Raw genomic sequence first — 24196 nt, forward strand, 5'->3', positions numbered from 1 at the left:
TGCAACGTCAGCCAGCCTGGCCGGCCAGCTCCGCGCCGGCCGCGCGCAGCCAGCGCAGCGGCTCGGCGACCGCCGCCGGCGCACCGCCCGCCAACCGGGCCAGGGCGACCTCGGCGATCGCCCCCTCCGGACGAGGGGCATCGATCTGGCCCGCGGCCAGAAGCAGCGGCACGCCCGCCGCCCGGGCCAGGGTCAGCACCCCGCCCACCACCTTGCCCGCCAGGGACGTCCGGTCGAAGCGGCCCTCGCCGGTCACCACCCAGTCGGCCCCGGCGAGGGCGGCCGGCAGCCCGGCCGCCTCGGTGATCGTCTCAACACCCGGCACCAGGTCGGCGCCCCAGGCCGCGGCGAGACCGTAGGCGGTGCCGCCGGCCGCACCCGCCCCCGGAGCCGCCGGTTCACCGCCGAGCACCTCGGCCAGCCGCCGCAGCCCGGCCGCGAGCAGGTCGACGTCGGCCGGGCCCGCCCCCTTCTGCGGACCGAACACGGCGGCCGCGCCCGCGGGGCCCAGCAGGGGGGCGTCCACGTCGACCAGACAGCGCACTCCCCCGGGCGGGGGGGTGCGCAGGCCGGCCAGCTCCACCCGGGCCAGCTCCGGCAGGGCGCCCCCGCCCGGGGGCAGCACCGCCCCGCGCGCGTCGAGGAAGCGGGCACCCAGCGCGGCGAGGGCACCGGTGCCGCCGTCCGTCGAGGCCGAACCGCCCAGCGCCACCAGGATCCGCCGGGCGCCGCCGACCAGGGCGGCCCGCAGCGCCTCGCCGAGGCCGATGGTCTGGGCCCGCAGCGGGTCCGGGGCCGGCATGAGCGGCAGGCCGCTGGCTCGCGCGAGTTCGACCACGGCCACGTCGCCCGGCAGCGCCAGCCATTCGGCGTCGTGTGGACGCCCGTCCGGGCCGGTCACGCGCACCGGGTGGCGCACCGAGCCGGGCACGGCGGCGGCGAAGACGTCGAGGGTGCCCTCGCCGCCGTCGGCGATCGGCAGCGTCACGATCTCGTCGCCCGGCCGGCGCGAGCGCCAGCCGTCCCCGAGCGCCGCGGCGACCTCCGTCGCGGTCGCCGAACCCTTGAACGAGTCGGGGGCGATGACCACCCGCCGCGGCCGGTCATCCGCCACCGACCCGGCTCCGCCCACGGGGCACACCGCGGCGCCTCCGGCTGCCCGGCTCAGCCGGCGGCCGGAGCGGTCAGCGGGGCCGGCGTCGCGAGCCAGGCGTCAATGCCGGCCAGGGCCGCCGCCCGCACCGCCTGCGGGGCCGCGCCGGCGAGCACCGAGCTACGCGCGCAGGCCGCCAGCTCCTCGTCGGACAGGCCGAGCTCGCGGCGGCACAGCTCGTACTCCTCCAGGCAGGTGGGCCCGAACAGCAGCGGATCGTCCGCGTTGATGGAGCAGCGCACCCCGGCGCGCAGCAGCGCCGGCAGCGGGTGCGCGGCCAGGGAGGGCACCACCGACAGCAGCACGTTGGAGGTGGGACAGACGTCCAGGCACGTGCCCCGGTCGAGCAGGTCGTCGACGAGCGCCGGGTCCTCGATCGCCCGGATGCCGTGCTGCAGGCGGTCGGCGCCGAGGGTCTCGACGGCGCCGCGCACCGACTCCGGACCGTCGAGCTCGCCGGCGTGCGGGGTCGACAGCAGCCCGCCCTCCCGGGCCACCCGGAACGCGGCCGCGAACGGCTCCGGCGGCCAGCCGTTCTCGTCGTTGTGCAGTCCGAGACCGACGATGCCCCGATCGGCGTGGCGCAGGGCGGTGTGGGCCACCTCCACCGCCTGATCGGGGGAGTCGTAGACCCGGTCCACCGCGGCCATCCAGCGAACCGTGACCCCGTACCGCGCGCCCGCCTGTTCCGATCGGGCCAGCACGGTCTCCCAGGCGGCGTCGGCGCTGCCGAAGACGCCCAGGTGGGCATACGGCCAGAAGCTGGGCTCGAGGTAGACGACGCCCTCGTCGGCCGCGTCGCTGACCATCTCGTCCACGAGCCGCTCGAAGTCCGCGGGACGGCGGAAGACCGGCAGGATTCCGCCGATCACGTCGCTGAAGCCGCCGAACTCGGTGAATCCCCCGGTTCGGGGGGTCGCGATGCCCGCGGCGGCGGCCAGATCGGCGAGCGTCGACGGCCGCATTCCCAGCTCGAAGTGCAGGTGCAGATGCCCCTTGGGCAGGTGGCGGAGGTCCCGCATCGACGTTCTTCCTCCTCGCGGCACGGCTTCACGCCCTCGCGGGACGGCCCTGACGCCGTCCCCGCCGTCCGGACTATCACATGCCGGCGGCGGCGGTGGATCAGAACCGGTTCCGGCTCCGCGGGGCCGGGTCCGCTCCGCGGAGGCCTGTTACCTCCCTGTCATCTCCCGGCCTGCGGGCGGCGCCGGGCGACGTTCGGAGGATCAAGGAAGAGAAGGAGAAGAAGGAGGAGAAGAAGAAGCGGCGCGGCCGGCCCGAGGTCCGGACCGGCCGCGCCGCCTGTCGTGCACTGGTGCACTGGTGCACTCGTGCCTTGGTGCCTTCATGCTTCGTGCCTTCGCGCTGTGTTCAGCCGCGCTCACCAGCCGCCGGCAGGGCTCCCCGGGGTCCGGTTCTGGGCGCCGGAGGCCTGGCCACGGCCACCCGCCGCGCCGCCCGAACCGGGGGTGTACGGCGCGCCACCGGTGCCGGGTGCGCCCGAGGCACCACCCGCACCCGGGCCGCCGCCCGACCCCGGGGCGCCACCCGACCCGGGAGCGCCCGTCGAACCGCCCGAACCGGGGAAGCCCGACCCACCGGTCGACCCGGGAGTCCCCGTGGCGCCGAAGGACGGCTCGCCCGTCGTCCGGCCCTGGCGGGGATCCCCCGCACTGCCGGCAGGCCCGGCGGCATCGGGCCGGGGCACCTCGCCGCGCCAGCCGCCGGTCTCGCTCTGACGGTGCTCGATGAACGACTTGAACCGCTTGAGGTCGGCCTTGACCCGCCGGTCGTCAGCACCGAGCGCGGCACCCGCCTTCTCGGCGAGCCCCTCGGGCTGCCAGTCCATCTGGACCGTCACCCGGGTCTCGTCGTCCGCGAGCCGGTGGAAGGTCACCACGCCGGCATGCGAGGTGCCCTCGGTGCTCTTCCACGCCACCCGCTCGTCGGGCAGCTGCTCGGTGATCGTGGCGTCGAACTCCCGCTCCTGCCCGCCGACCTTCACCTTCCAGTGGGTGTGGGTGTTGTCGAGCTGGGCGATGGACTCGACACCGTCCATGAAGTTCGGAAAGGACTCGAACTGCGTCCACTGGTTGTAGGCGGTGCGAATCGGGACGTGGACCTCGATCGATTCCTGTACCGTGCTCGCCATGTTTCCTCCCGGCTGACTTCGGTGTCGGATGCAACGCTCATCCCCAGCCGCCAGCCCCTAACACACCTACGCGCCGGGCACCCTCGTCGAGGTTCGCCTGGCCGCGGCCATCGCGACCGCGGCCTGGGCGAAGCCGCGGATGACCGGGTGCGGGCGGCTGGCGTCCGAGCCGAGCTCGGGCTGGAACAGCGTCGCCAGGAAGAACGGATGGCCGGGCAGCTCGAGGACGCGGACGTCGCCGGCCTCGTCCACCCCGCTGAAGCGCAGGCCGTGGGCGAGCAACAGGCCGACGTGGTCCGGGTTGATCCCGTACGAGCAGTAGTACCGCTCGACCGTGCGGTCCGCGCCGATGACCCGTTCCGCGAGAGAGTCGCGGGTGATCCGGACGGCACCCTCGTGACCGTTCAGGGCGCAGGCGATCGGCACGATCAGCGGGTGGGGCGCGTCGGGGTCCACCTCGGCGTGCGCGGCGTCGGCGAACCCGCACACCGAGCGGGCGAACTCCAGCACGACGTGCTGGAGGCCGCCGCAGGTCCCGAGGAACGGGATGCCGCGCTCCCGTGCCGTACGGACCGCCGCGAGCGCGCCCGCCTCGCTGGCGTACGGGCTGCCCGGCACGAGCCAGATGCCGTCGAAGCCGTCGAGCGGCCCCGCGGCGACCACCTCGTCGGTCGGGATCCAGTAGGCGTCCAGCGGGAGTCCGTCGCGTCGGCGCAGCGCGTCGAGCAGGTCGGGGATGCGGCCATGCGCGGCGATCTCGGCGCTGCGGTCGCCGACCAGCGCCACGCGAGCAACCGGGGCGGACCGCGGGAAGGGGGCCGAGGACGCGACGGGTGTGGACGGTGTGACGGCGGCGCTGGAGGTCATGGCTCGATCGTCGGTGTGCACCCAGTTCAGGTCCAACGATTATCGGTGCAGCCCGGATAAGCAAGACTGATGTCGTGGATCCCCAGCACCTGCGCACGTTCGTCGGCGTCGCCACCGCCGGGTCGTTCTCGGCCGCCGCCCGCGAACTGGGCTACACCCAGTCCGCCGTCTCGCAGCAGATCGCGGCGCTGGAGGCCGACCTCGGCGTCGTGCTGCTGCACCGCCGGCCCGTAGGCGTCACGGAGGCCGGCGCCCGCCTGCTGGAGCATGCGGGGCCGTTGCTGCTGCGCCTGGCCGCCGCGCGCACCGACGTCACGCGCGCTGCCGGCGCGCCGAGCGAGCGGCTGTCGGTCGCCACCCATGCGCTGGCCGCCGACCGGCTCGCCCCGGTCCTCGCCGACGTCCTGGCCGGCCGGCCCCGGCTGGACGTCCGCGTCGTCGTCGCCGGCACCGCGGCGGTGGCCGACGGCGTGGCCCGGGGGGAGTTCGATCTCGGCCTCGCCGTCGGGCTGGCCACACCCGGCGACCCGTTGCGGCTACCCGATGTGGGGCCCGTTCGGGCGGTCGGGGTCGCCGCGGATCCGGCCGCCGTGGCCCTCCCCCGCGGGCACCCGTTCGCCCGGCGCACCGGGCTGCGGTTGGCCGACCTCGTCGACGCCCGCTGGATCGACGCGCCCGAGGTGGCGACCGCGATGGCCGATCTTCGGCTCGTGACCGGGGAGCTGCGCTTGCGGGCGCACCTGCGCTACGACGGCGCGGACGTCGCGGGCCTGCTCGCGCTGGTCGCCGCCGGCCAGGGCCTCGGGATGCTCCCCCGCCGCCTGCTCGCCGCCGGCCGGCGCCACGGTCCGGCCGGCGGCGAGGATCTCGACCCGCACGACGCCGACACGCGCGGCCCCGCCACGTCCGGCGGCGCCGAGCACGGCGGCGACGACAGCCCGGGTACCGTCCGGGCGGACCCGATCGGCGTGCCGCTGCTCGGGCCCGCCCCGGAGTTCCGCACGGAGCTGCTCTGGACCGGCCGCCCGGGACCTGCGGCTCTGGCGCTGTCCAGGGCGTTCGGCGGGTGATCGCCGAGCCCGGACCGCAGCGAGTCCGACGCTGGTACTGCGCGTCGGGCCGGGCGGGGGGTAGGCTGGAGGTGTTGCTTGTTTCTCGGTGCGTGACCTACGCGGGAGAACGGCACGACCAGACCACGGAACCGATCGGGGTCTGGTGCGAGGCCGGTACGCGAAGGACGCCTACCGGGAGCGCGGCAAGGAGAAAGTATCGTGGCGCAGGGTACCGTCAAGTGGTTCAACGCGGAGAAGGGCTTCGGATTCATCTCCGTCGACGGTGGCGGCCCGGACGTGTTCGTCCACTACTCCTCGATCGTGGCGGACGGCTACAAGTCCCTGGATGAGGGCCAGAGCGTCCAGTTCGAGATCGTGCAGGGCCAGAAGGGGCCGCAGGCGGACAACGTGACTCCCGCCTAAGGTCGCACCACCCCCAGCTTTGCGTTCGGCGCGTGGCTCCGCTCCAGGAGCCACGCGCCGAAACTGCGTTGTGGGCCGGGTCTCATCTGGCGATACTTCGCCGATGTCCTCCTTCTCGCAGTTCGACCTGCGCGGATACCCGACCGTGGACGTCCGGACCGGTTACGAACAGTGGTCGGCCAGCTATGACCAGACGGTCGAGGACTTCATGGACCTCGCGCTGTTGGACCGTCTCCGTCAGCCGGCCTGGACGCAGGTCGGGCGGGCGGCGGACCTGGGCTGCGGCACCGGCCGCACCGGCGCCTGGCTGCGCGCCCGCGGGGTCGCGGCCGTCGACGGCGTGGACCTGACCCCGGGGATGCTGGCGCTCGCGGCGCAGCGAGGTGCGCATGACCGGCTGATCGAGGCGGACGCGACCGCCACCGGCCTGCCCTCCGCCGGTTACGACCTCGTCGTGGCCTGCCTGATGGACGAGCACCTGCCCGCACTCGTCCCGCTCTACGCCGAGGCGGCCCGGTTGGCCCGGCCCGGCGCCCTGTTCGTCCTGGTCGCCTTCCACCCGCACTTCATCATGACCTCCGGCATGCCGACCCATTACACCGATCGCAGCGGCGTGCACCGGGCGATCACCACCCACGTCCACCTGGTCAGCGACCAGATCGAGGCGGGTCTGTGCACCGGCTGGGCGTTGGCGGAGATGCGGGAGAACGTCGTCGACGACGCCTGGCTCACCGCCAAGCCGCAGTGGGGACGATTCCGCGGGCATCCGTTCGCCCTCGCCCTGGTGTGGCGCCGGGGCCCAGCACTCAGCGGCGGGGCAGGCGGACGACCGTGATGAAGAAGTCGTCGATGAAGCGCACGTCGTCGACGAAGCGATCGAAGTCGACCGACTTCGTCACGTAGGCGTTGGCGTACAGGTTGTAGCTGCGCAGGATGTCCTCGGCCGCGTCCGACGTCGTGAGCACCACGACGGGGATGCGGCGCAGCTCCGCGTCGGCCTTGATCTCCGCGAGCACCTCGATGCCGTTGCGGCGGGGCAGGTTGAGGTCGAGCAGGACCAGGTCGGCGCTGGGGACGTCGGTGAACGGCGCCTCGCGCCGCAGGAACGCCATGGCCTCGATGCCGTCGTTGACGACGTGCAACCGGCCGTTGATCCGATCGTCGGCGAACGCCTCACGGGTCATGAGGACGTCCCCCGGATCGTCCTCGACCAGCAGTACGTCGAACGAGTTGACGGGCCGACTCGTCGTCATCTGGCACCTCAGGATGTGTTGGCCGACCCGCGATGCGGTCGGCCGACGGTGAAGGCGGGGGCGTCCGCGACCTCGTCGAGGAAGATCGGAGACAGCCGCTGACCAGAAGCCCGCATACAGGACCGAACTAGCGGTCGTTTGACCGTACGCCAGATGAGCTGACCTGTCGCCCTCCACCTCGGCAACGATGCCGTCACCCTGGGCACTGTAAGGCGACCGCGGCCGGCTCTGTGGCGACTGTCACAGGCGACCGCCCCGGTCGGGGTATGGCGCCGGCACTCCCGGCGGAGGGTCGCGGCCGCGCTGCCCGGCGAGACGTAGCCTCGGTAGCGGGGACCGCCTCGTTCCACCACGGCCCTGCCGGAACCCGCGCTCCACTGTCGACGCTCGGCCGACCCGGATCCCTTCGAACACGGCTGGTCCCGCGGACGGCCCGCAGCCCTGGGAGGCCAACACGGACGCCATGGCCGACAGCAGCGCGCGGGCCGACAACACCGCGCGGGCCGACAGCAGCGCGCGGGCCGACAGCACCGGGCAGCCCGACAGCAGCGGGCGGGCAGATGTGGGCGGGCGGGCGGACATCGGTGGGCGGGCGGACATCGCCGCGCTGGTGACGGAGTTCTATCGACGGGCGTTCGCCGACCCGCGGCTCGGCCACGTCTTCGTCGACGTCGCGCGGCTCGACCTGCCCGCGCACCTGCCGGTGATCTGCGACTTCTGGCAGGCGGTGATCTTCCGGGCCGGCACCTACCGGCGCAACGCCTTCGGGGTGCACGCCGACCTGCACTCCCGCGTCCCACTCACGCCCGAGCTCTTCGCCCGCTGGCTGGAGCTGTGGACGACCACCGTCGACGAGCTGCACAGCGGCCCCCACGCGGACCGCGCCAAGCTCCAGGCCCACCGGATCGCCGCCTCGATGGGCCGCCGCCTCGCCGAAGCCCCGACGGCCCCCGGGACGCCCGCCCCCGCCAGCACCCGCGCCGCCACGGCCACCGTCGCAACCGCCGTCACAACCGCCGTCACGGCCCCCGGTCGGCATCGTAGGCCGTCCGAGCCCGGCTGATCTCTGCCGCCGACGCCTCGAACAGGTCGGCCAGGGCGCGCAGCTGCCCGGCGACCCGGCCACCCAGCGGGGTCAACGAGTACTCGACCCGCGCCGGGATCGTGCTGACCACCTCCCGGATCACCAGGCCGTCGCGTTCCAGGACCTGCAGCGTCCGGGAGAGCATCTTCTCGCTGACACCCTCGACGCGGCGACGCAGCGCGTTGAACCGATAGCTGCCCTCGCCCAGCGCGAGCATGGCGAGCATCCCCCACTTGGACCCCACGTCCTCCAGCGCCGCCCGCGAGCTGCATCCCCGGGCGAAGACGTCACTGATGAGCTCGTCGCTGGGCCCGATCTCCCCGGGACACGGCTCGCGCACCGCCATATCACGCTCGGAAGACATGGTCACAAGCCTACGATCCACCTGGCGGCCACCGCTGTCTGATAGTTAGTACTTACCAAAGGAAACCGCAACCGACAGGGGAGAACACCATGGCCACCATCGCCGTCACCGGAGCGACGGGACACCTCGGCCGGCTCGTCGTCGAGGAGCTCCTCGCCCTCGGGGTCGAGCCGTCCACGATCGTCGCGGTGGTGCGGACGCCCGCCCGCGCCGCCGATCTCGCCGAGCGGGGGGTGCAGGTCCGGGCGGGCGACTACTCGGACCCGGCGAGCCTGCCCGCCGCCCTGGCGGGGGTCGACACCCTGCTGCTCGTCTCGGGCAGCGAGCTCGGTCAGCGCGTCGCCCAGCACACCGCCGTGATCGAGGCGGCGAAGGCGGCCGGCGTCGGGTGGATCGTCTACACCAGCGCGCCGCGGGCCGACGTCACCGACCTGTCCCTGGCCGCCGAGCACAAGGCCACCGAGGAGGTGCTCGCGGGCGCGGGCGTGCCCTTCACGGTGCTGCGCATCAACTGGTACCACGAGAACTACACCGCCCAGCTCGGCCAGTACCTGAGCCAGGGCTTCGTCCTGGGGGCCGCGGGCGACGGCCGGATCAGGGGCGCCTCCCGGGCCGACTTCGCCGCGGGCATCGCGAAGGTCCTCACGAGCACGGGGCACGAGAACGCGATCTACGAGTTCGGCGGCACGCCCTTCACCCTCGCCGAGCTGGCCGCCACGATCACCGAGGTCACCGGCACCACCGTCACCTACCGCGACGTCACGGTCGCGGAGCTCGCCGCCACGCTGGGCCAGGTCGGGCTCGACGAGGCGACGGCGGGCCTGTTCGCCGGCATCGACGGGTCGATCCGCGGCGGCGCGCTCGATGTGGACGCGGACGACCTGCAGCGGCTGCTCGGACGGCCGACCACCAGCCTGGCCGACTCCGTGCGCGCCGCCAAGGTCTGACGCCGCCGCACCCCGACCACCCAGCCCCGGCCTCGCCCGCCCTCTCCACAGGGACGAAGCGGAGATCGAGACGTCCAGGCGGGTGAGCCCGGACCCGGCGGGGACCGGGTGCGGTGCGCTCTGCACGGCCTGAGCCCCGAAACCGTGCCCAACGCACCGCGATGCTTCCCCCGCCGGCCCCGGGCCCCGCCGGCCCCGCCGGCCGCCCGACGACCACGGCGGGGCCGCTGCGGCCCGGGGTCGACGATGAGTCGATCCTCTCGGCGACGGTCGGGGAGCAGTCCGCCACCGACGCCGGCCAGGCCTGCGACGCGTCGCCGCGGCGCAGCGACCCGCGGCGACTCATGGTGACCCGAGGCGGCCCGAGGCAACTCGTTGTGACCCGAGCCGACCCGAGCCGCGCCAGGTCCCGCCCGACGCCGGCGGCCCGGGGATAAACCTATCCTTAGGTTTTTCCCGGGGCCGCGAGATCCTCATATCGATGGCCGCAGAGTTCGAGTCGACTTGTTTACGCTCCCTTTACAGCCGTCCTCGCCAACCGGCCCGCTCCCCTGTTACGCTTTCCTGGAAGCCGCAAGTAAGGCCGAACCGTAGAACCGGGCCGGTTCCGGTGGCACGGATTTCGTGGTCGACGACGGAGTCCACCATCGATCCGCGGGTCACCGAACACCCGGCCCGCCTTCAACACTCGACCCGTCCCGGCGACCGGCAAAGAAGGCACTCATGACGTTTGTCGTCACGTCCGCCTGCATTGATGTGAAGGATACCGCCTGCCTGGGCGAATGTCCGGTCGACTGCATCTATGAGGGCGTGCGGAAGCTGTACATCAATCCGAACGAGTGCATCGACTGCGGGGCGTGCGAGTCGGCCTGTCCGGTCGACGCGATCATGAGTGTCCGGCTGGTACCGCGGGCGGAAGCCGAGTTCGTCGTGGACGAGGCCCGCTTCTTCACCACCATCCTGCCTGGGCGGGATGCACCCGTCGGCGATCCGGGCGGCGCAGGCAGGGTAGGCCCGATCAGGGCCGACACCCCCTTCGTCGCGGGGTACGGACGCTGACGGCACAAGCCGCCGGCGAAGGCTGACGCGGCCACGGCGTCAGCGGGACCGCCGGCTACGGCCGGTGCTCAGGACCACCCCCGTCCGGGCACCGGCCTTTCAACGTCACATCATGCCGCCGGTCGGCCGCAGCGAAGCGGCCGACCGGCGGCTTTGTCGTGGGCCCCCGCCGGCAGACGATGCCCCGACCGGCGCCGCTTTCCCACTCGACTTCTCCCGGCTCAGGCCCACTCCGTGCGCCGACCCACTCCGCTCCGGCCTTCTCCCGACCTTTCCGGATCCGGCCCCCGGTTCCGGCCTTTCGCGCTGCGGCCTTTCCGGCTGCGGCCTTTCCGGTTCCAGCCTTTCCGGCTTCGGCCTTTCCGACTGCGGCCCCCGGTTCCGGCCCCCGGTTCCGGCCTTTACGGTCCCGGCCTGCCGGCTCCGGTCTCTCCCCCACCGGTCTTTCCGGCCTTCCGATACCGACCCGCCCGGACAGGTTCCCCCGTGCGGGGTCGGCCGACGCGGTATTTCCCGGGCGGCATTCCGCGGTGGTAGACCCGGCCGTGCCACACAGGAGGGGACCAGGCCGACCGGAGTCGGCCTGGTCCCCTCACATCGCGGGACGGGCGGTCCGCCCGGCCGCCCGTCCGCCCCGGCCAGGGGCGCAGCTCCCCGGCCGGCGATCTGGTTGCTAGCCGGCGTGGACCCAGGAGTCGGTGCCCTTGAGCAGCGTCCCCAGGTCCCCACGACCGCCGGGACGCGCCGTCGCGAGCCGCTCCTGGTAGAGCTGGTCGAAGCTCGGCTGGGAGACCGACCGGTACACCCCGATGGGCGGCTCGGCGAGCGACGTCTCCGCCAGGCGGGCCAACGCGTAGGCGTAGGTCGAGTTCTGGGTGCCCGGGTCGTGGACGACGACGCGGGAGTCGCCGCCGTGCCCGATGCCCAGCTCGCCGGTGCTCGGGTCGCGGATCACGCCCCACTGCTCGTTGCTGCCGAAGACGATCGGCAGGCCGGGCGAGAGCCGGATCGGGCCGTGCTCGGGCGCCCCCGGGTTGTCCGGCTCCGCGGGAGCCGCCTGGGCGGCACCCCGGCCGCCCTGGCGGGGGATCGCGCTGAACGTGGGGCAGCCCTGGCGGATCTCCACCAGCGCCGCGCCCTTGTGCGCCGCGGCGGCGGTCAGCGTCGCCGTGAGGTGGCGGCGGTCGGAGTCGATCGTGCGGGCCACGAACGTCGCCCCGGCGCCGAGCGCGAGCGCGACCGGGTTGAACGGGTTGTCGAGCGAGCCGAACGGGCTCGACGGGCCGATCGTGCCGACCTTGGACGTCGGCGAGGCCTGCCCCTTGGTGAGGCCGTAGATCTCGTTGTTGAGCAACAGGATCTTGAGGTTCACGTTGCGCCGCAACGCGTGGATCAGGTGGTTGCCGCCGATGGCGAGCGCGTCGCCGTCACCGGTGACGACCCAGACCGACAGGTCCGGCCGGTTGATCGAGATGCCGGTCGCGAACGACGGCGCCCGACCGTGGATCGAGTGGATGCCGTAGGTGTCGAGGTAGTAGGGCAGCCGCGAGGAGCAGCCGATGCCCGACACCACCACGGTGTTCTCGGGCGCGACGCCGAGGGCCGGCAGCAGCCCGCGCATCGTCGACAGGATCGCGTGGTCCCCGCAGCCGGGGCACCAGCGGACCTCCTGGCCGGTGGTGAAGTCCGCCACCGTGGGCGCCCGTCGGCCGCTCGCGCCGGCCGGCTCCTCGGCCTTTCCGTTGACCGTGCTCATCGTCCCGCCTCCCGGGTCGCGTCGTTCTGGGTACCGGTGGGGGTGCCGGTGTGTGCCGCGGGCTTCGCCGACGCCGCGTCCGACCTGGCCGCGAGGCGCGCGCCGACGTCGCCGAGCGGCTTCGTGCCCGCCTCCGGCGCGGTGTCGGCGTCGATGCCCTGGATCACCCGGGTGATGACGGAGGTGAGCTCCGCCGTCCGGAACGGCATCCCGCGGGTCTGGTTGTAACCGACGGTGTCGATCAGGGTCTCGCGGCGCAGGTGGCCGGCGAGCTGCCCCAGGTTCATCTCGGGCACGAGCACGGTGTGGTACTCGGAGAGCACCGAGGCGAGGTTCGCCGGCAGCGGCGCGATGTGACGCAGGTGCGCCTGGGCGACCTTCAGGCCCTGGGCCCGAACCTCCCGGCAGGCCTCCCCGATCGGGCCCCACGTCGAACCCCAGCCGATCACGAGCACGTCCGCGCCGGATCCGGGCGGGCCGCTCGGGTCGTCGACCTCCAGCGGCGGCACGTCGATGCCATCGATCTTCGACTGCCGGGTCCGGATCATGAGGTCGTGGTTGTCCGGGTCGTAGGACACCGCGCCGGTGAGGTCGGCCTTCTCCAGGCCGCCGATCCGGTGGGTCAGCCCCGGGGTGCCGGGGATCGCCAGCGGCCGGGCGAGAGTGATCGGGTCACGCGCGTACGGCAGGAAGACCGGGTTGCCCTCGGCGTCGACCGCGTTCGGCTCGGTGGCCAGGTCGATCCCGATGAACGGCAGCTCCTCGACGTCGGGGACCCGCCAGGGCTCGCTGCCGTTGGCGATGTAGGCGTCGGAGAGCAGGATGACCGGGGTGCGGTAGGTCAGCGCGATCCGCGCGGCCTCCATCGCGGCGTCGAAGCCGTCCGCCGCCGAGCGCACGGCGAGCACCGGCAGCGGCGCCTCCCCGTGCCGGCCGTAGAGCGCCTGCAGCAGGTCGGACTGCTCGGTCTTGGTCGGCAGGCCGGTGGACGGCCCGCCACGCTGCACGTTGACGATGACGAGCGGCAGCTCCATGATCACCGCGAGGCCGAGCGCCTCGGCCTTGAGCGCCATCCCGGGCCCGGAGGTGACGGTCACCCCGAGCATGCCGGCGAAGGACCCGCCGATCGCCGCGCCGATGGCCGCGATCTCGTCCTCGGCCTGGAAGGAGCGCACGTCGTTGGACGCCAGCGCGGACAGCTCGTGCAGGATCTCCGACGCCGGGGTGATCGGGTAGGCGCCGAGGAACAGCGGCATCCCGGCCTGGTGCGCCGCGGCGACCAGCCCGTAGGCGACGGCCTTGTTGCCCTTCATGTGCCGGTAGGTGCCAGCCGGGAGCGGGGCCGGCTTCACCTCGTAGACGTTCGCGAAGGCCTCGGTCGACTCGCCGTAGATCCAGCCGGCGCGCAGCGCGGAGACGTTCGCGGCCTGCACGTCGGGCTTCGAGGCGAAGCGCTTGTGCAGGTAGGCGATCGTGTCCTCGATCGGCTGGCTGAACATCCAGGAGACCAGGCCGAGGGCGAACATGTTCTTCGTCCGCGCGGCGTCCTTGCGCTTGAGGTTGTGATCGGCGACGGCGGCCGCGGCGAACCCGGTGAGGTTGATCGCGTGCACCTGGAAGGCGTCCAGCGAGCCGTCGGTCAGCGGGTCGACGTCGTAGCCGGCCTTCTCCAGGCCCAGCACCGAGAACGCGTCGGTGTCCAGGATGATGACGCCGCCGGGACGCAGCTCGCCGACGTTGGCCTTGAGCGCCGCGGGGTTCATGGCGACGAGGACGTCAGGCTGGTCACCGGGGGTCCGGATGTCGTGGTCGGCGATGTGGAGCTGGTAGCTCGACACGCCGGCCACGGTGCCCGCTGGGGCGCGGATCTCCGCCGGGTAGTTCGGCAGCGTCGCCACGTCGTTGCCGATCGCGGCCGCCTGGGCGCCGAACCGGTCACCGGTGAGCTGCATCCCGTCGCCGGAGTCACCGGCGAAGCGGATCACCACGTTCTCCAGCCGTCTGGCCCCTTCGGACCGTTCGGACAACTGCTCGGTGGGCATGAGGGACCTCATCTCAACGTCGCGATCCCGCGCCGGGAGTGCCAGGACCACGGCGTGGCGAGACTGGCAGCGCGGGCCGTCATTCAGGGCAGGGCAGATCGGGGAACGGGGAGTTCCGGGGTCCGCCCCTGGGGCGGGGTGGCCGCGCCGGACCAGCCGGCGGGGGGCCGGCCGCTCGCACCCGGCCGCTCGGGCCCGGCGGGCCCGGCAGGCCCGGCGGACTCGGCGGGTTCGGGTTCCGCGGGCTGGGGGACCTCGCCGGACCCGACCGCCCGCAGGGACTGCACGCGCAGCACGGCACGGGCCACCGTCGCGGCGGCGGCGTGGATCTGGTCGACGGTGGTGAAGCGGCCCACGCTGAACCGCAGGCTCTCCCGCGCGGCGGTCGCCGAGCGGCCCATCGCCAGCAGCACCGGGGACGGTTCGTCTCCCCCGCCGTGGCAGGCGGAGCCCGCGGACACCGCGACGTCCGGCAGGCAGGACTGGACGGCGTCGGCGTCGGCGCCGAGGAAGCGCAGGTTCAGCGTGTTCGGCAGCCGGATCGGGCCGGGCCGGCCGGTGCCGTCCTCGACCGGCCCGTTGACCTCCAGGGCACCCACGCCGAGCCAGCCGACGAGCAGGTCGAACAGCAGCTCCGTCTGGGCCCGGTGCCGGGTGGCCTCGTCGTCCATCAACGCCGCGGCGATGCGGGCCGCGGCGCCGAAGCCGACGATGCCGGGGGTGTTGAGGGTGCCCGCGCGCAGGCCGCGTTCCTGGCCGCCGCCGTGGATCAGCGGCGCCAGGCGCGCCCGCGCCGACCTGCCGGCGATCAGCGCACCGGTGCCCTTGGGACCGTAGATCTTGTGCGCGGACGCTGTCGCGAAGTCGATCCCGGTCTCGGTGACCGAGACCGGGATGCGACCGAACGCCTGCGTGACGTCGCACAGGAACAGGGCGCCGGCCTCGTGGGTGAGGGCGGCGACCGGTCGGGGATCGTTGAGCGTCCCCGTCTCGTTGTTGGCCGCCATGACCGCGACCAGCGCGACCTCGTCGACCTCGTCGACCTCGTCGACCTGGTCGGCCTCGTCGGCCTGGTCGGCCTCGTCGCGGCCCCGGGAGCCCCCTGAGCCCCCGGGATCCGCGGCCGGCCCGGCCCCTGTGGACAGCGGCACGGGGTGCAGCAGCGCGCGCAGGTGGGTCAGGTCGACGGCGCCGCTCGGATGGACCCGGACGGTCTGCACGCTGCCCCCGTGCAGGTCGGCGGCGGCGTGCGCCGCGGCGAGGACGGCCGGGTGCTCGGTCGCCCCGACCAGGACACGCCGCCGGTGCGGGGGCGCCGTGGCGAGCACCCCGGCGATCGCCAGGTTGGCCGCCTCGGTCGCCCCGCTGGTGAACACCACGTCGCGCGGGCGCGCGCCGGCCAGGGTGGCGACGTCGCGGCGGGCCCGTTCGACGAGCCGGGCGACGGCCTGACCGGCCGGGTGCGGGCTCGCCGGGTTGGCGAAGTGCTCCCGCAGCAGCGGCAGCATGGCGTTGAGGACCTCGGGGTCGACCGGCGTCGTCGCGTTGTGGTCGAGGTAGATCACGGCGTGCTCCCCGGGCCGCAGTCCGGGCAGGCCGGGTCGCGTCGGGTCCGCGGGGTGCGCAGGTCGACGTCCCACAGGTCGAGATGGACGAGGCGGCCGACCGCCGACTCGCCGAACCCGCCGGCGATCTTGAGTGCCTCCGTCGCGGCCAGGCAGCCCACCGTGCCGGCGACGGCGCCGAGCACCGGGAAGCCGAGCGGCTCCCAGGCCGGGTCGCCCTCACCGAACACGCAGCGCAGGCACGGCTCCCCCGGCCGGACCACCATCAGGTACGCCTCGGTGGCGTTCATCGCGGCGACGACCAGCGGCACCGCCGCCTGCACGCACAACCGGTTGATCAGGTAGCGCTCGGGAGAGTTGTGCCGGGCGTCGACGACGACGTCCGCCTCGGCGATCAGGCCGGGCACGGCCGGGTCCGTGAGGTCACGGTCGACCGCGACGATCTCGACGCCCGGGTGGTGGGCGCGCAGGGTGTCCGCCGCGCAGAACACCCGGGGCTCGCCGACCCGCTCCGGCCGCATGAGCGTCTGCCGGTTCAGGTCGGGCTCCGCCAGGTCGCCCGGGTGGATCAGGATGAGGCGGCCGACCCCGGCGGCGGCCAGGTAGGTCGCCGCCGCCCCGCCGACCCCGCCGACGCCGGCCACCAGCACCGTCGCCTGGCTCAACCGCCGCTGGGCCGCCACCCCGAAGCCGGGGATGGTCACCTGCCGGTCGAAGCGCCGGGAGGTCTCGGCCGTGGGCGGAGTCGCCTGGACGGGCAGGATCCGCGCGGGCGGGCCGGGGCACATCGACCGCAGGCGCGGGTGTGAGTGAGACCGGGCAGTGACCATCGAGCTCTCCGCGGATTCGGCAGGACGGTGGGAAAGGCGGAGCGGTCGGGCGGGGCGCCTCAGGCGACCAGCGCGACCCGGCCGATCTCCGGCAGCTCCTGCCTGAGCCGGGCCTCGATCACGCCGGTCAGCGTCGCGTTCGCGCTGGAGCAGCCGCCGCAGGCGCCGGTCAGGCGCAGGTGCACCTCGGCGGAACCGGGCTGCCCGCCCCCGGCGAGAACGGCGACGACCTCCGCGTCCCCACCGTCCCCGCGCAGCATCGGGCGGATCTCCTCCATGATCTCCTCGACCTGCTCGCGCAGCTTCGCGTCGGCCGCGGTGCGCTCGGGATCGTCCGACGAGCCGAACGACGACCCGCAGCCGCAGGAGCTCTTCGCGTTCGGGTTGGCGAAGGTGAAGCCGGAGGAGGTCAGCGTCTCGGTGTAGTCGACGCGCATCCCGCGCAGCAGATCGACGCTCGTCGTGTGCACGACGACGTCGAAGCCGTCCTGCGGCAGCACGACGTCGCCGGCCTCGGCGCCGGGCACGAGCGCCAGCTTGTAGGTGTAGCCGGAGCAGCCGCCCGGGTCGACGCCGATGCGCAGGGCGAAGCCCTCGGTGCCCGGGGTCGAGCCGAGCAGGTGGCGCACCTGCGCCACGGCCTTGTCGGTCAGTTCGATGACGGTGGCGGTCGCGGTCATGGGGTGCCTACCTCCGCAGGGGCGCGGTCCGTGACGAGGCGGGCGCCGACTTCGGCCACCGCCTTGTCGATCAGGTCGTAGATCTCGACCGGCTCGATGCCGGCCTCCTCGAGCGCCTCGCGCGGCCCGAGGCCGATCTTGCTGCACAGCACGGCGGCGCAGTCGGAGAGCATCTCGATCGTGCGGTCGAGCTTCGAGGCGTCCTCGTCGCAGTCCGACGGGCCGTTGCAGTAGCGGTCGACGTCGCGGGTCTGCACCAGACGGGCCCAGCCGGGGCCGGCCTCGTAGATCCAGAACTCGCCGGCGTGGCCGAAGTGCTGGTTGACGACGCCGCTGCCCTTGGTGGCGACCGCGACGAGGACGACCTCGTCGGGCCGCACGGGCTCGGCCGCCGGCACATCGGGGATGCGCGCGCCGGTGGCGATGTTGAGGGTCTGCCGGGTCGCGGCGACCTCGGTGCGCCAGCGCTCGATCTCCTCGTGCGCCTGCTGGCGGCCGGCGAGGTCGTAGGCGATCTCGCGGCCCTGGAACGTCTCGGGCAGGAACTCGTCGCCGCGGTCCTCACCGAGCAGGCCGACCGCGTCGGCGCGGCACTGCCGGCAGTGGCGCATCATGTTCATCTCGGCGCCGTCGTCCTGCTCGCACCGGTCCTGCAGGGCCTTGAGCTCCTGCGGGGTCGGTCCGCGCTGGCCGGTCAGGCCGAAGACGGTGCCGTGCTCGGGCGCCGAGACCAGCGGCATCACGTTGTGCAGGAAGGCGCCGAGTCCCTTGACGGTCCGGGAGACCTCGACGAGGTGCTCGTCGTTGATCCCGGGGATCATCACCGAGTTGACCTTGCAGAGGATCTTCCGCTCGGTCAGCGCCGCGAGCCCGGCGAGCTGCTGCTCGGAGAGGATCTTCGACGCCTCCCGGCCGGTGTACCGCTTGCCCCGCCAGGCGACCCACGGGTAGATCCGCTCGCCGACCTCGGGGTCGATCATGTTGATCGTGATCGTCACGTGGTCGACGTTGAGGTCGACGATCCGGTCGACGAACTCCGGCAGGCGCAGGCCGTTGGTCGACAGGCACAGCTTGATGTCCGGGCAGTCCCGGGCCACCAGCTCCATCGTGCGGAAGGTCGGCTTCGGGTTCGCCAGCGGGTCACCGGGGCCGGCGATCCCCAGCACGCTCATCTGCTTGATCTCGCTGGCGACCAGCTTGACCTTGGCGAGCGCGTCCTCGGGAGTCAGCAGGGTGCTCGTGACGCCCGGCCGGCTCTCGTTGGCACAGTCGAACTTCCGGTTGCAGAAGTTGCACTGGATGTTGCAGCCCGGCGCGACCGCGACGTGCATGCGGGCGTAGTACTGGTGCGCCTCGGCGCTGTAGCACGGATGGTTGGCGATCTTCTCGGCGATCTCCGGGTCCTGCACCGGGGCGCTGGTGCCGCAGCTCGTCGTCGTCTTGCAGCCGCCGGCCGGGGCGGGCGCCTGCGCAGCGCGCCGGGGGAGCCCGCCGGCGGGGACGGCAGCGACCACCGGCAGCCCGGCCAGCTCCCCCGTCACCGTCGGCCGTCCTTCGCGCCGGGCGTGCCGGCGCCGACGGTCTTGCCCGCGGGCGTGGCCGGCGGCGCGGGCTTGGCCGTGGTGGCGGGCTTGGCCGGGGCGGCGGGCTTGGCCGGGGCGGCGGGCTTGGCCGGGGCGGCGGACGTGGCCGTCGGCGTGGGCTCGGCGGGCGTGGCCGGCACCGCGGGCTCGGCGTCCGCCGCGGCGGACTTGCAGTTCGCGGACCCGTGCTTGCAGGTCTTTCCCCCGTGCCCGCCGGCACCGTGCGCCGCGGGCTCGGCCGGCACCTTCTCGGCCACCAGGACGGCGGCCGGAGCAGAGCCCTCCGCCGCGGCGGCACTCGCCGGGACGCTCGCCGTGGCGGCGGGCGTGGCCACGGGCTCGGCGTCCGCGGGCTGCGCGGCCGGGTCGTCCTCGGCGGCCTCGAGCTCGCGCTCCAGCGCGCCGACGATGCGACCGTTCTCGAACGCGATCGCGTAGACGATGTGCTCCTGCAGGTACAGGCCCACGTTGATGACCTGACCGCGGGTGCCGGCCTCGACCAGGATCTCGCCGATGGAGATCGCCGGGTCCGGGTAGGTGCCGTCGTTGCGCAGCGCCTTGGCGGCCGTGACGACGTCGCCGACGTCGTAGGTGTTGGTGGTCATCGGGCCTCCTCCGTCTGCTCGGACGTTTCCGACGGCTGGGTGGAACCCAGCCGCTCCACGGTGATCTCGGACGCCGGCACGAAGGCCGACTTCGGCGCGCGGTCCTTCAACACCTTGAACAGGCGGTGATCCAGCGCGGTGGCGTTGGTGAACGCCTCGTAGGAGCGGACGAGCGCGTCGCGGTAGTCGTGCAGGAGGTGGCGCGGGTTCGCCGCGTCGGCCCCGGCCTCGGGCAGCTTGGCCAGCTCGCCGGCGAAGTGCTTGAGGATGTGCAGCCGGTTGACGGCCACGACCCGCGGGTCGTAGTCGACCTCCAGCAGGGTGAAGTACTCCTCGGCGGTGGAGCAGCGGTGGAACGCGGCCAGTTGGCCGGCGTCGGTGGTCGCGCTCATCGCGACGTCTCCTTCTCGGCCAGGCCCTCCAACAGGGCGATCTCGGCGTAGGCGTCGTAGGTGCGGCGGGCGACGTCGAGAATTCCCTCCCAGCCGATCGGGAGGTCCTCGGCGAGGTCGTGCAGATCGAGCTTGAGCTGGGTGGCCTTGCTCTGGAGCTTGCGCAGCCGCTGCTGGGCGGCGGCGGCGTCGAGGCCCGCGGTGTCCGGGGCCGGCGTCTCAGGAGTCATCGCGGGCGACCTCGCTCCAGCGCTCGATCAGCTTGCTCGCGCCGCTGACCAGGGCCTCGCCGCGGGCGGCGAGCTCCTCGAACGAGTTGAAGCCGAACCGCTGCACGTCGCGCAGCGCGTTGTCGAGCACGACGAGCCGGCCCGCAAAGATGATCACCCGGCCGAAGCCCTCGCTGTTGAGGTCGAGGATCGTCGTGGTGAACGCGCCGGTCGCCTTCTCGGTGGCGGCGGCGACGGCCTGGTAGAACGACCGCAGCCGGGCAGCGGTGGCGATGTCGAGGTCGCAGTTGGTCGCGATCGTGCGGCGCTGCTCCTTGGTCACCACGAACGGGGCGAGCAGCTGGGAGTCGGTGAACCGGTCGAGCTGGCCGTAGGAGTCGCCGGCCCGGACCTGGTCGAGCAGATCGCGCAGGAAGTCCTTCGCCTCGCTCATGCCGCGTCTCCCTTCAGCACCGCGGCGACGCTGCGGGTCCAGCTCTGCGCGGCCGGCTGCGGGTCGCGGGCCTTGAGGACCTTGCGCAGCCAGGGCGGCGGGGTCCCCGCCAGGGTCGCGACGTAGCGGGTGAGCAGGTCCTCCACGCTGGTGCCCTTGGCCACCTTCACCGGGTGGATCTTGGCCTTGACGACCTTCGCCGCGGCGGTCCCGCCGATGTCGGCGATGTTGAGGATCACGCAGTCCGTGACCGCGGCCAGCCTGGATTCGATCTTGTCCTGCTCGTCGTCCGACGCCGCCTCGAGCAGGCGGGTCTCGAACAGGTGTGACCCCTCGGGGCCGACCTCGTACACGTCGAACCGTCGGCACCAGCCGAAGTGCTGGTCCACAGCGGTGCCGTCACCGGTCGCGAAGGCAATCTTCAACACGGGGACTCCTGGAACAGGTTGTCGAGTTCGTCGGGTTCTGCCGTCGCGCGCCCCTGCTGGGGGATCTCGGTGGCGGCGAGATGACCGGCCGCGGCTCCCGGCGAGGCGGGCAGCGGCGGGCGGCCCGGCCGGGCGTGCGCGTGCCCGTGGTCGAGGACGCGGTTCGCCGCGTCGATCAGCAGCCGCAGGCTGCCCGCGTAGCCGGCGGTGCCGGCCATCGCCGTCCCAAGCCGGTCGAAGATCGGGAACCCGATCGGCAGGAACGCGGCGCCGATCCGCTCCGCGACTGCCCGGGCGTGGCTGGAGCCGAGGACGAGCTCGGCACCGGCCGCCTGCGCCCGCTCGGCGAACTCGGTCAGGTCGCCGATGACGACCTCGGCCCACGGCGCGTCGGCCAGGGCGGGCGCCGGAGTCGGCGACACCGCGGTCACGATCTCGGCGCCGACGTCGCACAGCAGCGAACCGGCGGCCAGCAGGGTCTCGGGCTCGCCGGCGATCGCCACCCGGACGCCACCGAGGACGAAGTGCGCGTCGAGCAGGCCGTCGGCCAGGCGCGCGCGGGCCCGGCGGACCTGCTCCGGGGCGGTCCGGCCGGTGTGCGCCATCAGCTCCGCGACCAGGGCGTCCGTCTCGGTCAGGCCGGACAGGTGCCGGTGGCGCAGCAGCCGGGCGCCGGTACGGGCGGCAAGCAGCTCGCCGGCGGGGGCGGCGGTGGCGCCCGCGACGAGCACGGCACCGGCCTGGCGCAGCGAGCGCAGCTCGGCGAGGCCCGCGCCGCCGGTCGTCGTCGGCTGCCAGGCCGGGGCGAGATGGCCGTCGACCGAGGCCGACAGGTCCGGCACCAGCACGGGTTCGAGCCCGAACGCCCGGACCAGCCCGGCGACCTCGTCAAGGTCGGCCGCGGTGAGTGCGGGACCGGCGAGGACGGCGACCAGCTCCCGGTCGCCACCCGGCTCCCGAGGGGCGACCGGGCTCTGGTCGGCGACCCGGCTCTGGTCGGCGGCTGCGCGCTGGTCGGCGGCTGCGCGCTGGTCGGCGACGTCCTCGTCGGTCGTACCGGCCCGCCGGGACAGGGGCGAGGCCGGGACGGTGGTGGTGACCGGCGCCGCGGCGGGGATCGCGCGGGCGGCGCCGGTCAGCATGGTGGCGGCCGACGAGGTGACGGCCGACGAGGTGACGGCCGACGGGGCAGCGGCGGGTGGGGCAGCGGCCGGCGGGGCGGCGGGGAGGGTGGCGGCCGGCGGGGCGGAGGCGGCGATGAGCGCGGTCGGCGCGTCCGGGCCGGCCTCGGCCGTCATCGGCGCGGGCACCACCGCCCGGATCAGTGCCTCCAGCGCGGCCGCCCAGCCGTCGGACAGCCCGCCCAGGAAGTCCGGGGTGGACACCCCGATGATCAGCGGCGCGGTGTCGGCGTCGGCGTCGGCCCAGGTGGCCAGGTAGGTGCGCAGCTGGCCGCCGACGTCCTCGCCGGAGACCTCGGTGACGCCCGTGGTGAGCAGGCCGATGATCGCCGGGCGCTGCTTCTTGCGGATGGCGTCGAGGGTGGCCACCATCGCCTCGCCGCTGCCCATGACCGCGGTGACCTCGCTGATCGCCGTGGTCTGCAGCGGGATCGGCTCGTTGAAGTGCCGGGTCAGCAGGGCCTTGGCGAACGACGCGCAGCCCTGCGAGCCGTGCATGATCGGCAGCGAGTCGGCGAGGCCGAGGAAGACGAGCGCGGCACCGAGCGGCTGGCTGAACTTGAGCGGGTCGATCGCGGCGCGGCGCTCCCCGGTGATGATCTCGGCCATCAGTGGGCCCCGACCAGGTCCCAGGGGGCGGGCCGGCGGACCTGTTCCCAGACCGGGCTCGCGATCGCCATGTCGAGGCGGCGGGCGAACTCGACCATGCCGGTGTAGCCCGCGTAGGGGATGTGCCGCTCCTGGTTGATGTCGAGGAACGGCAGCCGGCCCTTGAGCGCGGTGTACTGGTTGCGGCCGCCGGCGACGAGGATGTCGGCGCCGGTCTCCTCCGCCACCCGCAGCAGTTCCCGCGGGCTCCCCTCGGAGATCATCTTGGCGTCGCCGAGCAGCTCACGGATCTTGTCGATGTCGCCGTCGGAGCTCTTGGTGATGCCGCTGCCGACGACCTCGATGCCGAGGTCCTGCAGCGCGGAGACGATCGACCAACTCTTGACGCCACCGGTGTAGAGCACGGCCTTACGGCCGGTCAGCCGGGCGCGGTAGGGCGCGATCGCGGCCTCGACGGCCGCCTCCTCGACGGCGATGAGTTCCTCCGTGCGGCGGGAGAGCTCGTCGTCATCGAGCAGACGGGCGAAGCCGCGCAGGGTGTCGCCCATCGCGCTGACGCCGTAAAAGCTGCCCTCGAACCAGGGGATGCCGTAGCGCTCCTCCAGGCCGCGGGCGAGGCCCAGCAGCGCCCGGGAGCAGACGACCATGGTCGCCTTCGCCCGGTGGGCCGCGGCGATGTCGCGGTAACGGGCGTCCCCGCTGATGCAGGACCGGACCCGGATCCCCAGCCGGGTCAGCAGCGGCACGACGTCCCACAGCTCGCCGGCGATGTTGTACTCGCCGATGAGGTTGACGTCGAGGTCGGTGACGTCGCCCGGCTCGACCGTGCCGATCACGTGGTCCAGCAGCGTCTGGCCGGCGATCTTGTTGCCGAGGTTCTTGTTCCCGACGAAGCCCGGGGCGTCGACCGGGATCACCGGCACCCCGGTCTGCTCCGCGGCGGCCGCGCAGACCGCGCCGAGATCGTCGCCGATCATCGCGGTGACGCAGGTGGAGTAGACGAAGACCGCGGGCGGCGCGTACCGCTCGACGACCTCACAGATCGTGTCGAACAGGCGCTGCTCGCCCCCGAGCACCACGTCGCTCTCGGTCATGTCGGTGGTGAAGCCGTGGCGGAACAGCGTCGGCCCGGACGACAGGCTGCCTCGGCCGTCCCAGGAGTTGCCGGCGCAGGCGATCGGGCCGTGCACGATGTGGGCGCTGTCGGCGATCGGGACGAGGGTGATCATCGCCCCGTCGAAGGTGCAGCCGCCGGAGGTACCACCCGGCTGGGGCTTGGGGCAGCCCGCCTTGCGAGCCTTGGCGCTCTTGGCGTTGTTGGTGTCGCAGGCCGTCTCGGTGAATAGGGCAGCACGTTCAGTAGCAGCCATGGGCCATCCTCGGGAGGGGGCGGTCCTCGGGAGAGGCTGGACAAGGGGGTCGATCGGCCCGGGAGGGAGCCGATCGACCCGGCGCGGGGAGATGTCGCCATCGGTCGACCCGCGGGAGGTGGTCGACCGGCCGCAGGG

At 73.6% G+C, this 24196-nt stretch carries 26 protein-coding genes; 6 read left to right on the forward strand and 20 right to left on the reverse strand.

Going from position 1 to position 24196, the window contains the following annotated elements; translation table 11 throughout:
- Positions 1–7: 7 nt before the first annotated feature.
- The 5 genes from FRAAL_RS29615 to FRAAL_RS29630 form a co-directional block, all read right to left on the reverse strand.
- Positions 8–1114: a glycerate kinase gene (locus tag FRAAL_RS29615; protein WP_231861428.1), complete on the reverse strand. Its 1107-nt coding sequence runs from the start codon at positions 1112–1114 to the stop codon at positions 8–10.
- 50 nt (positions 1115–1164) lie between these two features.
- Positions 1165–2175, reverse strand: a complete 1011-nt coding sequence (add, locus tag FRAAL_RS29620) for an adenosine deaminase (RefSeq protein ID WP_011607820.1) — start codon at positions 2173–2175, stop codon at positions 1165–1167.
- A 161-nt stretch (positions 2176–2336) separates the two neighbouring features.
- Positions 2337–2474, reverse strand: coding sequence for an MYXO-CTERM sorting domain-containing protein (locus tag FRAAL_RS36235; RefSeq protein ID WP_372666196.1), 138 nt, complete (start codon positions 2472–2474; stop codon positions 2337–2339).
- A 60-nt stretch (positions 2475–2534) separates the two neighbouring features.
- The gene (locus tag FRAAL_RS29625; protein ID WP_011607821.1) at positions 2535–3305 is read right to left on the reverse strand and encodes an SRPBCC family protein; all 771 of its coding nucleotides are present in this window, start codon (positions 3303–3305) and stop codon (positions 2535–2537) included.
- 66 nt (positions 3306–3371) lie between these two features.
- Positions 3372–4172 (reverse strand): CTP synthase C-terminal region-related (seleno)protein, encoded by an 801-nt coding sequence (locus FRAAL_RS29630; protein ID WP_157734316.1) that lies wholly within the window; start codon positions 4170–4172, stop codon positions 3372–3374.
- A 74-nt stretch (positions 4173–4246) separates the two neighbouring features.
- Here FRAAL_RS29630 and FRAAL_RS29635 point away from each other — a divergent pair, with 74 nt between their 5' ends.
- The 3 genes from FRAAL_RS29635 (at position 4247) to FRAAL_RS29645 (ending at position 6482) form a co-directional block, all read left to right on the forward strand.
- Positions 4247–5242, forward strand: coding sequence for a LysR family transcriptional regulator (locus FRAAL_RS29635; RefSeq protein WP_011607823.1), 996 nt, complete (start codon positions 4247–4249; stop codon positions 5240–5242).
- Positions 5243–5443: 201 nt separating this feature from the next.
- Positions 5444–5647: a cold-shock protein gene (locus tag FRAAL_RS29640; RefSeq protein ID WP_009741546.1), complete on the forward strand. Its 204-nt coding sequence runs from the start codon at positions 5444–5446 to the stop codon at positions 5645–5647.
- A 103-nt stretch (positions 5648–5750) separates the two neighbouring features.
- Positions 5751–6482 (forward strand): class I SAM-dependent DNA methyltransferase, encoded by a 732-nt coding sequence (locus FRAAL_RS29645; protein WP_041939981.1) that lies wholly within the window; start codon positions 5751–5753, stop codon positions 6480–6482.
- Here the strand turns inward: FRAAL_RS29645 and FRAAL_RS29650 are convergent.
- Positions 6454–6900, reverse strand: a complete 447-nt coding sequence (locus tag FRAAL_RS29650) for a response regulator (RefSeq protein WP_011607825.1) — start codon at positions 6898–6900, stop codon at positions 6454–6456. The two genes, FRAAL_RS29645 and FRAAL_RS29650, sit on opposite strands and share 29 nt — an antisense overlap.
- A gap of 463 nt (positions 6901–7363) precedes the next feature.
- Between FRAAL_RS29650 and FRAAL_RS29655 the strand changes: the two genes are divergently transcribed.
- Complete coding sequence (locus FRAAL_RS29655) at positions 7364–7963, forward strand: group III truncated hemoglobin (protein WP_063822670.1); 600 nt, start codon at positions 7364–7366, stop codon at positions 7961–7963.
- Here the strand turns inward: FRAAL_RS29655 and FRAAL_RS29660 are convergent.
- Positions 7920–8348: a winged helix-turn-helix transcriptional regulator gene (locus FRAAL_RS29660; protein ID WP_083867063.1), complete on the reverse strand. Its 429-nt coding sequence runs from the start codon at positions 8346–8348 to the stop codon at positions 7920–7922. The two genes, FRAAL_RS29655 and FRAAL_RS29660, sit on opposite strands and share 44 nt — an antisense overlap.
- A gap of 89 nt (positions 8349–8437) precedes the next feature.
- Here FRAAL_RS29660 and FRAAL_RS29665 point away from each other — a divergent pair, with 89 nt between their 5' ends.
- Both FRAAL_RS29665 and fdxA read left to right on the forward strand, forming a co-directional pair.
- The gene (locus FRAAL_RS29665; RefSeq protein WP_011607828.1) at positions 8438–9295 is read left to right on the forward strand and encodes an SDR family oxidoreductase; all 858 of its coding nucleotides are present in this window, start codon (positions 8438–8440) and stop codon (positions 9293–9295) included.
- Between the two features lie 723 nt (positions 9296–10018).
- Complete coding sequence (gene fdxA, locus FRAAL_RS29675; RefSeq protein WP_011607830.1) at positions 10019–10354, forward strand: ferredoxin; 336 nt, start codon at positions 10019–10021, stop codon at positions 10352–10354.
- A 673-nt stretch (positions 10355–11027) separates the two neighbouring features.
- Here the strand turns inward: fdxA and FRAAL_RS29680 are convergent.
- The 13 genes from FRAAL_RS29680 to nifE all read right to left on the reverse strand — a co-directional run bounded on the left by FRAAL_RS29680 (position 11028) and on the right by nifE (position 24058).
- Positions 11028–12110, reverse strand: coding sequence for a 2-oxoacid:ferredoxin oxidoreductase subunit beta (locus tag FRAAL_RS29680; RefSeq protein ID WP_011607832.1), 1083 nt, complete (start codon positions 12108–12110; stop codon positions 11028–11030).
- Complete coding sequence (locus tag FRAAL_RS29685; RefSeq protein ID WP_041939982.1) at positions 12107–14152, reverse strand: 2-oxoacid:acceptor oxidoreductase subunit alpha; 2046 nt, start codon at positions 14150–14152, stop codon at positions 12107–12109. Before FRAAL_RS29685 ends, FRAAL_RS29680 begins: the two co-directional genes overlap by 4 nt.
- 83 nt (positions 14153–14235) lie before the next feature.
- On the reverse strand, positions 14236–15717 hold the full coding sequence (locus tag FRAAL_RS29690; protein WP_041941155.1) for a cysteine desulfurase family protein: 1482 nt from the start codon (positions 15715–15717) through the stop codon (positions 14236–14238).
- On the reverse strand, positions 15714–16547 hold the full coding sequence (locus tag FRAAL_RS29695; protein WP_011607835.1) for a HesA/MoeB/ThiF family protein: 834 nt from the start codon (positions 16545–16547) through the stop codon (positions 15714–15716). Before FRAAL_RS29695 ends, FRAAL_RS29690 begins: the two co-directional genes overlap by 4 nt.
- Positions 16548–16606: 59 nt before the next feature.
- Positions 16607–17227, reverse strand: a complete 621-nt coding sequence (locus FRAAL_RS29700) for an iron-sulfur cluster assembly accessory protein (protein WP_041939983.1) — start codon at positions 17225–17227, stop codon at positions 16607–16609.
- The gene (gene nifB / locus FRAAL_RS29705; RefSeq protein WP_041939984.1) at positions 17224–18768 is read right to left on the reverse strand and encodes a nitrogenase cofactor biosynthesis protein NifB; all 1545 of its coding nucleotides are present in this window, start codon (positions 18766–18768) and stop codon (positions 17224–17226) included. Before nifB ends, FRAAL_RS29700 begins: the two co-directional genes overlap by 4 nt.
- On the reverse strand, positions 18765–19415 hold the full coding sequence (locus tag FRAAL_RS29710; RefSeq protein WP_011607838.1) for a nitrogen fixation protein NifZ: 651 nt from the start codon (positions 19413–19415) through the stop codon (positions 18765–18767). Before FRAAL_RS29710 ends, nifB begins: the two co-directional genes overlap by 4 nt.
- Positions 19412–19807, reverse strand: a complete 396-nt coding sequence (nifW, locus tag FRAAL_RS29715) for a nitrogenase-stabilizing/protective protein NifW (RefSeq protein ID WP_011607839.1) — start codon at positions 19805–19807, stop codon at positions 19412–19414. The genes FRAAL_RS29710 and nifW overlap by 4 nt, the downstream gene beginning before the upstream one ends.
- Entirely contained in the window at positions 19804–20037 is a 234-nt protein-coding gene (locus FRAAL_RS29720) for a CCE_0567 family metalloprotein (RefSeq protein ID WP_011607840.1), read from the reverse strand. The genes nifW and FRAAL_RS29720 overlap by 4 nt, the downstream gene beginning before the upstream one ends.
- A complete protein-coding gene (locus FRAAL_RS29725) occupies positions 20027–20470 on the reverse strand; it encodes a NifX-associated nitrogen fixation protein (RefSeq protein ID WP_011607841.1) in 444 nt (147 codons plus the stop codon). Before FRAAL_RS29725 ends, FRAAL_RS29720 begins: the two co-directional genes overlap by 11 nt.
- A complete protein-coding gene (gene nifX, locus FRAAL_RS29730; RefSeq protein WP_041939985.1) occupies positions 20467–20898 on the reverse strand; it encodes a nitrogen fixation protein NifX in 432 nt (143 codons plus the stop codon). Before nifX ends, FRAAL_RS29725 begins: the two co-directional genes overlap by 4 nt.
- Entirely contained in the window at positions 20892–22688 is a 1797-nt protein-coding gene (locus FRAAL_RS29735) for a nitrogenase component 1 (RefSeq protein WP_011607843.1), read from the reverse strand. Before FRAAL_RS29735 ends, nifX begins: the two co-directional genes overlap by 7 nt.
- Positions 22688–24058 carry a nitrogenase iron-molybdenum cofactor biosynthesis protein NifE gene (gene nifE / locus FRAAL_RS29740; RefSeq protein ID WP_011607844.1) on the reverse strand — a complete coding sequence of 457 codons (1371 nt, stop codon included), beginning with the start codon at positions 24056–24058 and terminating at the stop codon, positions 22688–22690. The genes FRAAL_RS29735 and nifE overlap by 1 nt, the downstream gene beginning before the upstream one ends.
- Between the last annotated feature and the right edge of the window lie 138 nt (positions 24059–24196).

This window comes from Frankia alni ACN14a, from assembly GCF_000058485.1.
Lineage (GTDB): Bacteria > Actinomycetota > Actinomycetes > Frankiales > Frankiaceae > Frankia > Frankia alni.